The 14,460-nt window shown below is 60.0% G+C and carries 12 protein-coding genes; 4 read left to right on the forward strand and 8 right to left on the reverse strand.

Annotated features, from left to right (window positions below; translation table 11 throughout):
• Window positions 1–7: 7 nt before the first annotated feature.
• Both HUV26_RS01610 and HUV26_RS01615 read right to left on the reverse strand, forming a co-directional pair.
• Entirely contained in the window at window positions 8–1,156 is a 1,149-nt protein-coding gene (locus tag HUV26_RS01610) for a 2-oxoacid:acceptor oxidoreductase subunit alpha (protein WP_373869043.1), read from the reverse strand.
• A 2-nt stretch (window positions 1,157–1,158) separates the two neighbouring features.
• Window positions 1,159–1,428, reverse strand: coding sequence for a 4Fe-4S dicluster domain-containing protein (locus HUV26_RS01615; protein ID WP_174408342.1), 270 nt, complete (start codon window positions 1,426–1,428; stop codon window positions 1,159–1,161).
• Window positions 1,429–1,627: 199 nt separating this feature from the next.
• Here HUV26_RS01615 and HUV26_RS01620 point away from each other — a divergent pair, with 199 nt between their 5' ends.
• A complete protein-coding gene (locus HUV26_RS01620; protein WP_174408343.1) occupies window positions 1,628–3,283 on the forward strand; it encodes a gamma-glutamyltransferase family protein in 1,656 nt (551 codons plus the stop codon).
• A 145-nt stretch (window positions 3,284–3,428) separates the two neighbouring features.
• On the opposite strand, the gene HUV26_RS01625 is transcribed toward HUV26_RS01620, so the two are convergent.
• From HUV26_RS01625 to HUV26_RS01640, 4 genes are read right to left on the reverse strand one after another with little or no spacing between them, the layout of a single operon-like run.
• Window positions 3,429–5,009: a sigma-54-dependent Fis family transcriptional regulator gene (locus tag HUV26_RS01625; protein ID WP_174408344.1), complete on the reverse strand. Its 1,581-nt coding sequence runs from the start codon at window positions 5,007–5,009 to the stop codon at window positions 3,429–3,431.
• A gap of 15 nt (window positions 5,010–5,024) precedes the next feature.
• On the reverse strand, window positions 5,025–5,615 hold the full coding sequence (locus HUV26_RS01630; protein ID WP_174408345.1) for an indolepyruvate oxidoreductase subunit beta: 591 nt from the start codon (window positions 5,613–5,615) through the stop codon (window positions 5,025–5,027).
• On the reverse strand, window positions 5,616–7,454 hold the full coding sequence (gene iorA / locus HUV26_RS01635; RefSeq protein WP_174408346.1) for an indolepyruvate ferredoxin oxidoreductase subunit alpha: 1,839 nt from the start codon (window positions 7,452–7,454) through the stop codon (window positions 5,616–5,618).
• A gap of 60 nt (window positions 7,455–7,514) precedes the next feature.
• Window positions 7,515–8,327, reverse strand: coding sequence for a tetratricopeptide repeat protein (locus tag HUV26_RS01640; protein ID WP_174408347.1), 813 nt, complete (start codon window positions 8,325–8,327; stop codon window positions 7,515–7,517).
• Between the two features lie 260 nt (window positions 8,328–8,587).
• Here HUV26_RS01640 and HUV26_RS01645 point away from each other — a divergent pair, with 260 nt between their 5' ends.
• Both HUV26_RS01645 and nadD read left to right on the forward strand, forming a co-directional pair.
• Window positions 8,588–9,847, forward strand: a complete 1,260-nt coding sequence (locus HUV26_RS01645; RefSeq protein WP_174408348.1) for a glutamate-5-semialdehyde dehydrogenase — start codon at window positions 8,588–8,590, stop codon at window positions 9,845–9,847.
• A 1-nt stretch (window position 9,848) separates the two neighbouring features.
• Window positions 9,849–10,541, forward strand: a complete 693-nt coding sequence (gene nadD, locus HUV26_RS01650) for a nicotinate (nicotinamide) nucleotide adenylyltransferase (protein ID WP_174408349.1) — start codon at window positions 9,849–9,851, stop codon at window positions 10,539–10,541.
• On the opposite strand, the gene HUV26_RS01655 is transcribed toward nadD, so the two are convergent.
• Window positions 10,531–12,285 carry a diguanylate cyclase domain-containing protein gene (locus HUV26_RS01655; RefSeq protein ID WP_274602449.1) on the reverse strand — a complete coding sequence of 585 codons (1,755 nt, stop codon included), beginning with the start codon at window positions 12,283–12,285 and terminating at the stop codon, window positions 10,531–10,533. The two genes, nadD and HUV26_RS01655, sit on opposite strands and share 11 nt — an antisense overlap.
• 258 nt (window positions 12,286–12,543) lie before the next feature.
• On the opposite strand from HUV26_RS01655, the gene HUV26_RS01660 reads away from it, so the two are divergent.
• The gene (locus HUV26_RS01660) at window positions 12,544–13,371 is read left to right on the forward strand and encodes a tetratricopeptide repeat protein (protein ID WP_174408351.1); all 828 of its coding nucleotides are present in this window, start codon (window positions 12,544–12,546) and stop codon (window positions 13,369–13,371) included.
• Here HUV26_RS01660 and HUV26_RS01665 read toward each other — a convergent pair.
• The gene (locus tag HUV26_RS01665) at window positions 13,343–14,380 is read right to left on the reverse strand and encodes a glycosyltransferase family 9 protein (RefSeq protein ID WP_174408352.1); all 1,038 of its coding nucleotides are present in this window, start codon (window positions 14,378–14,380) and stop codon (window positions 13,343–13,345) included. The two genes, HUV26_RS01660 and HUV26_RS01665, sit on opposite strands and share 29 nt — an antisense overlap.
• Window positions 14,381–14,460 lie beyond the last annotated feature (80 nt).

Here is a 14,460-nt window from a genome sequence, read left to right on the forward strand (position 1 = left end):
GGCGCACCTACAGTATGGCTTTAAGGATTTCGGAAGGAGTGATGATCTGCCCGTCCACACGGTTAAGCGTCCGCACACGGGTGTACCCGTTGTTCACACGCTTCACCTCGCGGGAAATCTGGCCCATGTTCATCTCCGGCACCAGCACATGCTTGCACCGGCGGCACAGCTTCTCCACCGCAGGTCGCGGGAAGGGGAACAGGGTCTTCAAGGTCAGCAGTCCCGCCTTCACTCCCCGCGCGCGTGCCTGCTCAACGGCATACCGGGCAGACCGCGCCACGCTGCCGTAGGCAAGCACCGCCACCTCGGCGTCATCGGTCATGAACTCGTCCACCATCATGATATCGCCGTAGAACTGGTCAATCTTGCGGAACATGCGCTTCATGGCCTCGTTCACTTCATCAGGCCGCGAGGTGGGAAAACCCATCTGGTCATGGGTAAGCCCTGTCACATGAATACGGTAGCCGGAACCTATGGGAGCCATGGCGGGCACGGCACGGGTGGCTTCGGCAAATGGCTTGAACCATTCCGGCGGCACCGTAGGCGTCACGCGGGAGAGTATCTCAAGCTCATCGCGATAAGGAATGGTAATTTTTTCGCGGGTGTGGGCCGTCACCTCGTCCACCAGCAGAATGACCGGCGTGCGGTATTTTTCCGCCATATTAAAGGCCACCACCGTCATCTCCAGACACTCCTGCACGGTGGATGCGGAAAGTACAATGATGGAATGGTCGCCGTGGGTGCCCCAGCGGGCCATCTGCACGTCTCCCTGCGCCGGGCTGGTAGGCAGCCCCGTGCTGGGTCCGCCGCGCATGACGTTCACCACCACCAGCGGAGCCTCCACCATGCAGGCATAGCCAATATGCTCCTGCATCAGCGAGAACCCCGGCCCGGACGTGGCCGTCATGGCCTTGCGCCCCGCAAGGGATGCCCCGATAATGGCCCCCATGCTCGCAATCTCGTCTTCCATCTGAATAAACACGCCGTCCTCGGAAGGGGGAAGCCGCTGAGACATCACTTCCATAATCTCGGTAGACGGCGTAATGGGATAGCCGCCGAAGAAAGAACAGCCCGCAAGCAGCGCGCCTTCGGCAATGGCCTCGTTCCCCTGCGCGAACACTTCTACCCTTTTGCGTCTCGTGTTCATATTGGGCATGATCAGCATACCTCGCTTTCAGTGGGGGGACCGGAAGGAAAAGTGGGGCACGAAGCTCCCTTCTCCTTGGGACGGATGGAGATGGCAAAATCGGGACAGTGCAATTCGCAGAATCCGCAATTGATGCAGTCTTCTTCGCGCACGGGCTCCGCCTTGCCCAGCACGCTCATCTCCAGCACCTTTCCCGGACAGAACGCGACACACAGGCCGCATCCCTTGCACCAGTCCGGGTACACGCAAACCAGCGTTTGCCCTTTTGTTTTCTTTGGCATTACCGTACCGGATACCTGTTGCTTGTGGCAGCATGCTGCCGTAGGAAAAAAACAGCAACCGGCGCACCGCACGCCGATTCCAGAAAATTGTCTGGCCTATCCTGTTACCTTGAGAAAAATTAGGCCGCAATACCAAAACGGAAAATTTCGACAAAAAAATCTTCATGTTGTGCGATTGCACAGTGCAAAAGGGAACACAATGCCCGGAATAAGCAGTTCTTCACGCCGCCTTGCCCCGTTTGCCTTTTCCTCCCGCCGGTCGCCCGTCTATGCGGAAGGGGGCATGGTCGCCGCTTCCCAACCCTCTGCGGTGGAAGCGGGCCTTCACATGCTGCGGCAGGGCGGTTCCGCTGCAGATGCCGCCGTGGCTGCGGCCGCCGTTCTGGCTGTTACGGAACCTTGTTCAACCGGCCCCGGGGGCGATGCATTCGTCCTGTACCACCATGCCGCCACCAAGACCGTCCACGCCCTGAACGGGTCCGGGCGCAGCCCGTCGCGCCTTGGTCTGGATGCACTGCTTGCACAGGGCTGGGAAAACATTCCGGAACATCACGGCCTGGCGGTAACCACACCGGGAGCCGTGGCGGCGTGGTGCGCCCTGCACGCACGCTTCGGCAGACTGGAGCGCACGGCAGTATTCCAGCCCGCCATCCGCCTTGCCGAAGAAGGATTCAGCATCGGTCCGGTCACCTCCGAGCTGTGGTCCCATGCAGATGCCCTGCGCGCCCATGCCTCCGGCGATAGCGCAACAGCCCCACACGCCGCCCTGCTTCCGGGCGCACGGGCCCCCATGCCGGGAGAGCGCGTACGCAATCCGCACCTTGCCGCCGTCCTTTCCGCCATAGCCCAAAAGGGGCCGCAGGCCTTCTATGAAGGCGAAACGGCCCGTTGCATGGCGCAGGCAGTGCAGGCAGCGGGCGGCGTGCTGGAAGAAGAGGATCTCGCCGCATGCACGGCTGAGTGGGTCACCCCCCTGTCGCTTGCCTACGGCGGGGTAACGGTTCATGAATGCCCGCCTAACGGGCAGGGCATCGTTGCCCTCTCTGCATTGGGCATTCTGAGCCACACGGACCATCTTGCCCATGCGCCGCTCTCCCCGGAGCGACTGCACCGGCAGATCGAAGCCCTGCGTCTGGCATTTGCCGATGCCCGCCGCTACATCTGCGACCCCGCCCACGCAGACGCATCCCTCTGGTCTGCCCTCATCGCCCCGGAATACACGGCGCAGCGCGCCCAACGCATCCTGCCGGACCGCCGCAACCCCGCCATCATGCACGGCACGCCGGAAACCGGAAGCGATACCGTCCTGTTCTGCGCTGCAGACCGCGACGGCAACGCCGTCTCCATGGTCAACTCCGTCTACGGCAACTTCGGCAGCGGCATCGTGCCGTACGGGCTCGGCTTCGCCCTCCAGAACCGGGGCTGCAATTTCTCTCTGGTCCCGGATCATCCAAACTGTGCCGCTCCCGCCAAACGCCCCTATCACACCATCATCCCCTGCCTCACCACCCTGCCGGACGGTTCCCTGCACGCCGCACTGGGGGTTATGGGCGGCTTCATGCAGCCGCAGGGGCACATTCAGGTGCTTTCCGCCATGCTGGATGACGGATGCGATACGCAGACTGCTCTGGACCAGCCCCGCTTCTGCGTTCAACCGGACGGAAGCGTGGCGTTGGAAGAAGGTCTGCCCGAACACGCGGCGGAAATTCTGGGAACCATGCGGCATCCTGTGCAGGTGGTGTCGGGATTCGAGCGCAAACTCTTCGGACGCGGGCAGATCATCCTGCGGGACGGCAACGGGTTCTACGAAGGCGGCAGCGATCCCAGAGCAGACGGCTGCGCCTTCGGCATATAGGCTGGCATTCAGCGCAGCAGCACCCTCTTTCCGATGGCTCCCCTGCGCCCAACACCTAAAAAAAGGGCGGCGTCATCACAACGCCGCCCCTCAAATTAGTCCTTCAATGCCTCACCCTGGCTGCACACAGGAGGCCAGCCACACGCTAGCGAGGTCTGCCCTTAGCCACGGCAAACTTCTTGGCGTCCAGCCCGTACTTCTTCACCTTGTAGTTCACAATACGGTAACTCACGCGCAGGTCACGGGCTGCCTGCAACATGTTGCCGCGTGCCTTCTTCAGGGCATCCACCAGCAGTTCCTGTTCAAACTTGGCTACCGCCTCGCAGAAGGAAAGGTTGGAATCCGTCGCCGTGCTTTCCGCCGTCTGCAACGATGGCGGCAAATGGTACGTGCGGATAACGTGCTCATCGCACACCAGCACTGCCCGCTCAATGCAGTTCTTCAATTCGCGGATGTTACCCGGCCAGTGGTACTGCGTGAACAGGTCAATGGCCGGAGTAGATATCCGTTTAATATCACGGGTATACTCTTCGGCGTACAGACTGAGGAAATGCTCCGCCAACGGCAGAATATCCTCACGCCGCTCCCGCAGCGGCGGAATGAACACCGGAAAAACGTTAATGCGGTAGTACAAATCTTCGCGGAACAGCCCCTTTTCCACCAGCTCTTCAAGGGGCTGGTGCGTGGCGCAGATGAGCCGCACATCAACCGTTATGGTCTTTTCGCTGCCAAGGCGCTGTATTTCCTGCTCCTGAATAGCACGCAGCACCTTTGCCTGCGCCGTGGGACTAAGCTCGCCCACCTCGTCAAGGAACAGGGTACCCTTGTTCGCCAGTTCAAAAAGGCCCTTCTTGTCCTGCACTGCGCCGGTAAAAGCGCCCTTCTGGTAGCCGAAGAGTTCGCTCTCCACCAGTTCGGATGGCAGAGCCGCGCAGTTGAGCTTGATAAGCTGCTGCTCCCTGCGCGGGCTGGCCTGATGAATGGCCTCCGCGAGCAATTCCTTGCCCGTGCCGGATTCCCCGCGTAGCAGCGCGGTGGCACGGCTGGGTCCGACTTGCGCAGTCTGGTTCAGCACCAGCCGCATGGCCTTGGAAGCGGCAACGATGTTGGGCGGAATAAATCCCGTCTCCACGTTGTCGCCCGCAATAAGCCCCTGCGACATCAGATGCTTCTGCCTCGCCATTTCCTCCTGCAGGTAGGCGGCGTGGTTGGCAATCATGCCCGCCACCACGGCAAGGAACTTGGACTGCCCGTTCAGCTTCTGCATCTCGCTCACGGGGGTATCCACACTCAACGTGCCGATAACCTCCCGCGAATCGTCGTCCTCGCCCGGCCCAAGCACCGGCACGCAGATGAATGCCAGCGACTTCAGCTCCTCCTCAGTCCGTCCAAAAGCACGGTTAAGGAATGCCGGATGATCCTTCATGCGCGGCACAATGACCGGCTGGCCGGTGGAGAACACCTGCCCTGTCACGCCCACTCCCGGCTCGTATTCCACATGCGCCTGCTTAATGGGAGTATGCGTCAGGCTGAGTTTGAGCGTGCGCGTTTCCGGGTCAAAGATGACCAGATGCGGACGCTGAAAATCATGGTTCTCCGCCAGCGTTTTCAGAAGCGACTTCAGAGTGGACTGAAAGGGGCGCTGAGGCCCCATTTCAGAAACAATGCGCTGAAGCGTACCGAGATACGGCTGCAGACTGACGTCTTGTAGATTGGTTACACTCATAGAATTTGTGTTTTCCTAGCCGGCCAGTGCCTGAACTCCCAGCTCCACAGCCTTAAGGTTCATATCCACCAGCGAAGGCTTCAGATATTTCCGGATTGCGGTTTCCAGCGCCTGCGGGCCAAACGGCGACAACCCGGAGGCGCACAGCGCGCCAAGCAGCACAATATTCCCCGCCTGCACAGACCCGGCCTGTACGCCCAGTGTCCTGCACGGCAGGAACCAACACTTGGCGGAACACCCCTTCACCCGCTCCGATATGTGTTCCATGGAGGGATAGCTTTCCCTGCCGCATGAAACGCCTACGGGAGGCAACGGTTCAGTATTGCTGATAACACTGCCGCCCTTGGCAAGATAGGGAAGCGCGCGCAGGGTTTCCAGCGGTTCGAACCCAAGCACGATATCGGCTTCACCATGGCTTATCTTGGGGCTCTTCCAGCCGCCCAGCAGCACGGTAGATTCCACCACCCCGCCACGCTGCGCCATACCGTGAATCTCGCCGGAAACCACGTCCAGTCCCTGTTCAAGGGCGGCACGGGCAAACAGCGTGGTCGCGGTAAGGGTGCCCTGCCCGCCAACGCCGGTCATGAATATGCGGATGCGATCCATCTAGGCACTCCTTTTGCGGGCTTTGAAGGTCTTGCTGATCTGCATGCACACCATGCAGCCGGAACAGAGAGACTCATCCACCTGCACGCCCGTATCGTCACGGTAGAAGGCAGGACAGGCAAAATCGTTCAGCACGCGGTCCGTCTCCGGCCCCTGCTCCGCCACATAGGCAGCCTGCGGACGCACCAGCTTGAACGCACGCCGCGCATACAGAATGCAAGGTTCTTCGGTAATGATAACCCGCACTCCGGACTTGGCCTTCATTTCCTCAAATACCTTGGTGGTGGCCTTCAGGTTAAAAGGCTTCACCTTGGCAACTTCGGTCACGCCGCACCCGCGCACAATGGATTCTATGTCCAGATGCACACAGGCATCGCCCAGCACCTTGGCGTCCACGCCGGGGTTAAGCTGATGCCCGGTCATGGCAGTCGTGCCGTTGTCCAGCACCACTACCAGCACATCGTGCTTGTTGAACACCGCGTTCACCAGCCCGGTGATGCCGGAGTGGAAGAAGGTGGAATCGCCGATAAAGGCCACCACGTCCTTGCCGGAAGAACGGGCGAACCCGGTGCCGGAAGAAACGGAAGAACCCATGCAGAACAGAAAATCCGCCATCCGCAGCGGGGGCAGCAGCCCCAGCGTGTAGCAGCCGATGTCGCTGGAATAGTAGGCATCGTCGCCAAATATCTGCCGCACCACGTAATAGACCGCCCGGTGCGAGCAGCCCGCACACAGGTTCGGCGGACGCACGGGCAGGTCCGCATCTCCTTCAAAACAGACGGGAGAAACAGGCTCAGCCTCCAGATGCTGCGCCAGCGCCATCTGAATAGCCGTGGTGGTGTATTCACCCTGAATGGTCAGGTACTCACCCTTGCCATACACCTGCAACCCAAGTCCGCGCTCCTGCACCAGCGCGCGGATATCCTTTTCCAACAGGGGTTCCAGCTCCTCAATCACAATCACCTTGGTGACGTTGCGCAGAAAATCTTCAATAAGCGCAAGCGGCAAAGGCCAGCTCATACCCAGATCCAGCACAGAAACCTTGTCTTCCCAGCCCTGCTCGGCGAGCACGTCGGCAAGATAGGACCGCGCAATGCCGGAAGCAATTATCCCCACCCTGCCGGTACCGCGCACGGTGTTCCACGGAGAATTCTCCGCCACCTCGCGGATATTTTCCATGGCCTTGGCCAGTTCCACGTGCCGGGCGCGCGCCACGGCGGGCACAGGCACAAAGCGCCTTACATTACGGGCAAACTCCACTATCTCCGCCGGCTTCGGCCGCTCGTCAAAAACAACCGGGCCGCGCAGATGGTTCACGCGGGTAGTCGTGCGCAGCATCACAGGCTGCTGGGTCTTGCGGGCAAGCAGCAGGGCCTCGCGGGCCATATCCTTGGCTTCCTGCGCTGTGGAAGGCTCAAAACAGGGCATATTCGCCATGCGGGCGTAATAGCGGTTATCCTGCTCGTTCTGGCTGGAATGGCATCCCGGGTCATCGGCAGAGAGCAGCACCAATCCGCCGGGAAGACCGGTGTAAGTCATGGTCAGCAGCGGGTCCGCCGCCACGTTCACGCCCACGTGCTTCATGGTCACCAACGTCAGGGCTCCGCCAAGCGCCGCTCCGGCAGCCACTTCCATGGCCACCTTTTCGTTCACGGAATATTCAAAATAGTAGCTGCCGTCCTTAAGACGATGAAACGTGTCGGGAACTTCGGAAGAAGGTGTACCCGGGTAACAGGTAACAACATTCACGCCCGCTTCCAACGCGCCACGCACAATGGCCTCGTTGCCGAGCAGCAGGTGTTTTTCACCGGAATTTCCGGCCAGAATCGGATGCGCCATGGTAGATTGTACTCCTGAAGGGGCCGGAATTCCCGGCCCGGTCATGATGATGGATAGAGCCTAGCCCTTGCGCGCCTTAAGGTCGGCAATCTTGTGGGCAAACATCTCCTTGTCTCCGTCGGTACCCTGCGTCATCAGGCTTTCATACGCGGCAATAGCCCGGTCCAGCCTGCCAACCTGCTCTGCGACAACCGCAAGCTGCAGCAGTGCAATATTTTTAAAGCTCTCAGGCGCGGCCGCCTCCGCAGCCTCCATGGCTGCAAACGCTTCTTCCGCCTTTCCGGCGGCCACAAGCGTCTGCGCCCTGCCCATACGGGCAATGAATACGGCATCTCCCGTGGCGGTGGCCACCAGCGAATCCCAAGCGGCCCCTGCGCGGTCATACGCACCGGCCTCAAGGCTCAGGCGGGCCAGTTCAAACAACGCAGACGTGCGCACGGCAACGGGGGCCTTGGCGGCAAAAGCCTCCAACGCCTCCAGCCTGGCCTGCCCGTCTCGGTTCACCAGTATCTCACCCAGTTCGGTACGGGCAGAGACAATAGCACTCCTGCTGCTGTATTCATATGCGCCGTATCCGGCCACAATGACCAGAACAGCGCCTATTCCCACAAGAATTTTCTTGTAATTATCCGTCAGAAACGTAAGCAGCGGCTGCGCCTCGCGGGAAACACCATGCTGCAATTCATCCATAAATCCGGCACCGCCGGGCTGCGCCATGCCCCCTTTGCAACCGGGCTGCGCACCAGATGCGCAGGAAGAACCCGCCAACGCCGCCGTGCCCACAGGCCCTGCGGAACTGGAAGAGTGTGCGGCTCCCGTTGCTTTAACGGAATCCTTGGACCCGGCCTTATGAGACTCCCTGTTCTCCGACATGCAGTATTCTCTCCTAAATTGTGTCGTATGACAGTTGACTCGCGCTGCGCACAGCACAAAAACGCACTCACTTGTAAGCTGGTCTTACGAAAATGTCAAAAGGGATTTCGGCGTCCGTGCTCGGAACTATCGTACGCCGCAAAGCGGATTTTCGCAGAATGCGAAGCCCAGAATGCACGATTGCGCATGCTTGCGCAAGCCCCGCCAACCGGGTATTATCATGTATTATACTTACGAACAACACACAAGGTGGAGGGTTCATGGATATTTCGGCATACATGACGCAGATGGGGAAGAAAGCAAAAGAGGCCGCCAGAATCATCGGTGCAGCCCCCCCGGCCATGAAGTCCGAAGCCCTCGAACGGCTGGCGGACCTGCTCGTGCAGCGCGAGGCTCAGATAACCGCCGCCAACGAACTGGACCTCGAAGCCGCCCGCCAGCGCGGGATGGACGCCCCCCGCATGGACCGCCTGCGCCTCACTCCCGCCATCATTGCGGAAATGGCTTCGGCCTGCAGGCAGATAGCCGCCATGCCCGACCCAGTCGGCGCGCTGGAATCGCAATGGCAGCGCCCCAACGGCCTTCTGGTGGGCAAAATGCGCATCCCCCTCGGCGTTATCGCCATGATTTACGAATCCCGTCCCAACGTCACGGTCGATTCGGGCATCCTCTGCCTCAAGGCGGGCAACGCCGTCATCCTGCGCGGCGGCAGCGAGGCCATCCACTCCAATCTCGCGCTTGCCGCTCTGGTGCACGAGGCGCTGGAAGCAGCCGGCCTGCCCCGCCACGCCGTGCAGGTGGTGGAAACCACAGACCGCGCCGCCATAGAGGCCATGTGCAAACTGGAGCAATACATAGATGTCATCATCCCCCGCGGGGGCGAATCGCTCATCCGCAACGTGGTGCAGATGGCCACCATGCCCGTGCTGAAACACTACGAAGGCGTGTGCCACGCCTACGTCGATCAGGGAGCCGACCTTGCGCAGGCCCTTGAGGTGGTCATGAATTCCAAGACCCACCGCCCCGGTGTGTGTAACGCGCTGGAAGGGCTTCTGGTACACGCGGACGAGGCACAGGCATTCCTCCCCATGGTGGCAGAGCGTCTCGGCGGTGCCGGGGTGGAATTCCGGGCCTGTCCCCGTTCCCTGCCCCTGTTGGGCAAGACCGCCGTTCCCATGCGGGAAGACGACCCCGGAACGGAATTTCACGCCCTCATCCTGCTGGTCAAGGTGGTCGATTCCATGCGTGAGGCGCAGGACCATATCGCCGCATACGGCTCCAACCACACAGAACTCATCTGCACGCGCGACCACAACCGGGCCATGCAGTTCGTCCGGGAGGTAGATGCCTCCATGGTGGCGGTAAACGCCTCATCCCGGTTCAACGATGGCGGTCAGCTCGGTCTGGGAGCAGAAATAGGTATCAGCACGTCCAAGCTGCATTCCTACGGTCCCATGGGGGTAACGGAACTCACCACAACCAAGTTCGTGGTCTTCGGCAGGGGACAGGTGCGGGCATAACATGCAGTGCATAGGCATTCTGGGCGGCACATTCAATCCGGTTCACATAGGGCACATACGCCCCGCCGTGGAGGTGTTCGAAGCACTGCGCCCCGTCCGCATCGACCTGCTTCCCTGCGCCTCCCCCCCGCACAAGACAGAAGGAAACCTGCTGCCCTTCGACCTGCGTGTACGCCTGCTGGAGGCTGCGGCACGTCCCTTTCCCTTTCTGCGGGTAAACACCATGGAAAACGAACGCAGCGGCCCTTCCTACACCTATGACACGCTGTGCGAATACAGGCGTCTGTACCCGCACTCCGGGCTGTTCTTCATTCTGGGTGCGGGAGACCTGCTCACCCTGCCCGACTGGCACAGGGGCAGGCAGTTGACGGATATGGCGGATATCGTTGTGTTGCCCCGTTCCGGCAGAGATATCGAAACCTTTCACCATGCAACCCGCGCCTGTTGGCCGGACGCGGCAGAGATACGTGCCCCTGCCCCGCTGGAGGCCCTGTACAGACTCCCCTCGGGTCACCACGTCCGCTTTCTTCCCCAGCCCCGGCTGGACATAAGCGCCACGTTAATACGCGAACGCTGGCTGCGGGGGAGAAACCTCTCCTATCTCGTACCGGAAGCCGTGCTAAATACCATGCAGCAGCACCGGGACGAAATAACCGCCTGCTGGCAGCGGGAGGAACCGTCGGTCACTTCCTAGCCTCGCCCTTCCTGCTCCAGAAGGCAAACGCGCTGGAGGCGTCCATCTTGGCACAATACATGGCCTCGTCCGCACAATGCAGCAGCGAGTCCACATCGCCGCCATCATCGGGAAACACCGCAATACCTACACTGCCGCTTATGCTGTGCACGGGGCCGTTTCCCGACAAAGGCTGCATCAGGGCCTCTCCTATCTCGTGCGCCACGCGCCGCGCATCGTCCGAGTCATTAAGCCCCTCAAGCACCACACAGAATTCGTCTCCGCCAATGCGGGCCACCATGTCGCACTCACGCACCCTGTCCCGAATACGCACGGCCAGTTCCCGCAACACGCGGTCCCCCTCCAGGTGCCCGTAGGTATCGTTCACGTTCTTAAATCCGTTCAGATCAATATACAGCAAAGCCACGCGCGTTCCGTTGCGGAATGCGGAGGCAAGCGCCCCGTTCAGCCATTCACGAAAGTAATGCCTGTTATACAGCCCGGTCAGGTCATCCCGCGAGGCGCGCCGCCGCAGGTCCATCTCCACCTTCTTGCGGTCGGTCACGTCAAAAAGCATGCCCTCAATATGGCTTATGGACCCATCAGCACCCCATACAGCGCGGGAAGAAAGCTCCACCCATATCCTCTCTCCCCCCCGCCGCTTCATGCGGACCTGAAAACGACTCACCTGCTCGTTCTCCCAAAGGGCCTGCAAAAACACCTTGCGATCCCCTGCATCCGCATACATCTGCGTGCCTATGTCGCGCACCAGGTCCACCATGGCAGACGGGGAATCATAGCCGAAAATAGCTGCCATGGCCGGATTCACCTCAAGGAACCGGCCCTCAGGCGTGGACTGGTAAATGCCGTCCAGCGCATTCTCAAACAAGGTGCGGTACTTGCTTTCCACCTCACGCAGTGCGCTGGCAGAGGCAAGCTGTTCAGTCCGGTCGGTGATAACGCAAATGATGCCGCAGCCGGGGTTGGCCGCATCATCTTCTGCAGAAGGCTCGCCCCACATGGTCATGGATATGCGCACAGGCACACTGCCCCCTCCGGCACGCAGAATATTGCCCACCAGCACACCACGTCCGCCGCTCCGCACCTTCGCAAGGGTCATAAAAAAATCCCTGCGTGTGGCATCGCACAGCAGGGATTCAAACAGCAACGGCTCCATAACGCCTGCATACTCGCCTCCGGCCATAGACAGGAAGCTGGCATTGGAAAAAACAATATGCAGGTCCGTATCCAGAATGACCAGCCCCTCGGACATGGTCTGTACAATGCTCCGGTACTTCTCTTCATTCCTGCGCAGTTGGGCATCCAGTTCCCGCTTATACAGCGCCATGCCGATGGAGCGGTGCAGGCTGTCCGGTGTCACGGGCTTTGCCAGCCATGCAAAGGGATTGGTCTCCTTGGCCCGCTGGAACGTGGCGTCATCCGTGGCGGCTGTAAGATAGATAACAGGCACGTCATGCACGCGACGCACATGCTCCACCACCTCCACGCCATCCATCGAACCGGCAAGGGAAATGTCTACCAAAAGAATATCCGGCAGACCAAGCCCCTGTCCCGCCGCCGCTTGCGCGCCACCGCACGCCTGCGCCTCGCGCTTCATGGCCTGCACACACTGCACGGCCTCTTCACCGCTGGCAAATACACCAACGACGTCATACCCCATATTTTCCAGCTGCATGCGCAAAGTCCGGGCCGAAACGGACCCGTCCTCCACCACAAGCACGCGTACTGCAGTACCCGATAACATCTCAGACACGCTCCACCCCCTTCAACCTCAACGACCGCACCTCTGTCCGGCCGGAAAACGCCCCTACCCCTGTACAATGTCGACATTCGACGCTAACCGTCAACAGGGTCAAGGCAAGTCCAAGCTAATATCCCATTCCAAATTATTTGCAATCGGAAACTGCCTTACAAAATCGGTTCCGCTTAACAATACTTTACTGAAACGGCACAGGCGGCTAGTGTACGTCCGATCAATTCGCCCATGGAGAATCGCCGAAGCATGATGACAACCACCACCCCGAAACTCGCCCGGGAGAATCTGGCCCGCGCGCGCGCCTATATGCGCCGCAACGAAATTGTCCGCTCTCTGGAATCGGCATGCAGCGCCTTCACCGAAATACTGGACTCGCGTCTTATCGGGCAGGCACGCTTCGAAGTTGAGGTTCTCATTCAGGAATATATAACGGAACTTAATAAGCATCCTGAAATAAAGGCATTCTTTTTTAAAAGAAATATTCACGCCACGCCCTATATCCGATTTATCAAAGGGCGTGAGCGGGACTGTCTGGACAGGCTGGAAAGTATTCTCCACGGCATGAGAGAAGAAAGCGAAACCGCGCGGGAAAAGCACGAGGAGCGGCACTTTTCCAAAAAACAGGAACTGCTGGAGCGTGGCCAGCAACTCATGGCGGCCAAGGACTACGCACGGGGCAAAGGTGTGCTGCGCCGCGTGGTGGAAGGCTGGGGGCAGGAGGAAGGACTCGTTACGGAAATTGCCATGCTTTTTCTGGAACACCACCTCTGCATGGAGGCGGCAGACCTCTTCGAGCAGGCCATAGAACGTAACCCGGCAGACAGCAAGGCATACGGCGGTGCGGTACGCTGCTACAAGGAACTGCACGAGTTTGAAAAATGCGAAAAAGTATACCTGCGCGCCCTCAAACAGTTCGGTTCGCACCCGCGAACCCTGCTGAACATGGCCGAACTGTACAAGCGCTGGCGTAAACCGGACGAAGCCTACGACTTTGCCCGGCGGGCACTCTCCGCAGACCCCACACTGGAAGAGGCCAAGGCCATCATTAAAGAGATGGAAGCAAGAATTTTCTGACGGATGCTACCCGCTGCACAGCGTCAAACGCCATACCGGGTGTGAGTGAAGTCATGCATATGTGTTCCCTGCCGCACGGGCGGCTTCCGTGCAGGGAGCACGGGCGGCAGTCCTCGTCGGCTTCCAGCACCACATCATGTTCCCCTTCCGGATAAAATCCCCACACGCTGTGCGTGGGTCCAAACAGGGCCACCACAGGCGTACCCACGCCGCAGGCCAGATGCATGGGGCCGGAATCCCCGGTCACCACCACCGAACACCGTTCCAGCAAAGCACATGTCTGGCGCAGGGTCGTCACGCCGGTAAGATCGTGCACCTCCGGCATATCCTTGAAAATACGCTCCCCTCTGCCCACAACCAGCACACGGTATCCGTCCGCCAGAAGCATCCGTGTCAGGGCCAGCCAGTTCTCGGGCAGCCAGGCCTTATTGGCATGGGTGGAATAGGGGTGCAGTGCCACAAGCCCCCTTTCCTGCGTAATACCCCGCGACTCCAGAATCGCCGTCGCGTCCTCCCGCTCTGACCCGCTCAGGAATATTCTGGGCAGCACCTCCCCCCGCTCCGGCGCAACCTCGTCCAAAGACAGGGCGTACCGTTGCGGCACATTGTACTGCAGCAGTTTTTCACGGCACAGCGTGCCGCCGGAACGAAGGAACAGCCTGCGCTCCATGCTGAACTTGGGGTAATGAAACACCGGACCGGGCCATATGAGCCGCAGAAACCGGGAACGCAGGCTGCCGTGCAGGTCTATCAGGCCATACCCGGCAAGCTCAGATGAAAGCGACCGGAACAGACGCAGCATGGCGGCGGCACGCACGTCATCCCTGCTCACCCCCACTATCCTGTCAATGGCCGGATGCCCCTCCAGCACAGAAGCCCACTGGGAAAAAACCAGAAAAGTGAACCGCCAGCCATGCAGCCTGTTCCAACGGTCCAGCACCCCAGTTGTAAGGGCAATATCTCCCAGTGCGCTCAACCGCACAACAAGCCACTGACGCGGTAACTGCATAGTATAAAAACGTCCTTCCGTCGCGAAAAAGGTCATAAACCCGTTCAGATGCCATTGGGGGATACCTTTGATGCGCGCAA

This window comes from Desulfovibrio psychrotolerans (assembly GCF_013340305.1).
GTDB lineage: Bacteria > Desulfobacterota > Desulfovibrionia > Desulfovibrionales > Desulfovibrionaceae > Halodesulfovibrio > Halodesulfovibrio psychrotolerans.

Excerpts from the sequence above, each read along its gene's own strand:
- HUV26_RS01610 (WP_373869043.1), bottom strand. The coding sequence starts at position 1,156 with ATGCCCAATATGAACACGAGACGCAAAAGGGTAGAAGTGTTCGCGCAG.
- HUV26_RS01615 (WP_174408342.1), bottom strand. The coding sequence starts at position 1,428 with ATGCCAAAGAAAACAAAAGGGCAAACGCTGGTTTGCGTGTACCCGGAC.
- HUV26_RS01620 (WP_174408343.1), top strand. The coding sequence starts at position 1,628 with ATGCCCGGAATAAGCAGTTCTTCACGCCGCCTTGCCCCGTTTGCCTTT.
- HUV26_RS01625 (WP_174408344.1), bottom strand. The coding sequence starts at position 5,009 with ATGAGTGTAACCAATCTACAAGACGTCAGTCTGCAGCCGTATCTCGGT.
- HUV26_RS01630 (WP_174408345.1), bottom strand. The coding sequence starts at position 5,615 with ATGGATCGCATCCGCATATTCATGACCGGCGTTGGCGGGCAGGGCACC.
- iorA (WP_174408346.1), bottom strand. The coding sequence starts at position 7,454 with ATGGCGCATCCGATTCTGGCCGGAAATTCCGGTGAAAAACACCTGCTG.
- HUV26_RS01640 (WP_174408347.1), bottom strand. The coding sequence starts at position 8,327 with ATGTCGGAGAACAGGGAGTCTCATAAGGCCGGGTCCAAGGATTCCGTT.
- HUV26_RS01645 (WP_174408348.1), top strand. The coding sequence starts at position 8,588 with ATGGATATTTCGGCATACATGACGCAGATGGGGAAGAAAGCAAAAGAG.
- nadD (WP_174408349.1), top strand. The coding sequence starts at position 9,849 with ATGCAGTGCATAGGCATTCTGGGCGGCACATTCAATCCGGTTCACATA.
- HUV26_RS01655 (WP_274602449.1), bottom strand. The coding sequence starts at position 12,285 with ATGTTATCGGGTACTGCAGTACGCGTGCTTGTGGTGGAGGACGGGTCC.
- HUV26_RS01660 (WP_174408351.1), top strand. The coding sequence starts at position 12,544 with ATGATGACAACCACCACCCCGAAACTCGCCCGGGAGAATCTGGCCCGC.
- HUV26_RS01665 (WP_174408352.1), bottom strand. The coding sequence starts at position 14,380 with ATGCAGTTACCGCGTCAGTGGCTTGTTGTGCGGTTGAGCGCACTGGGA.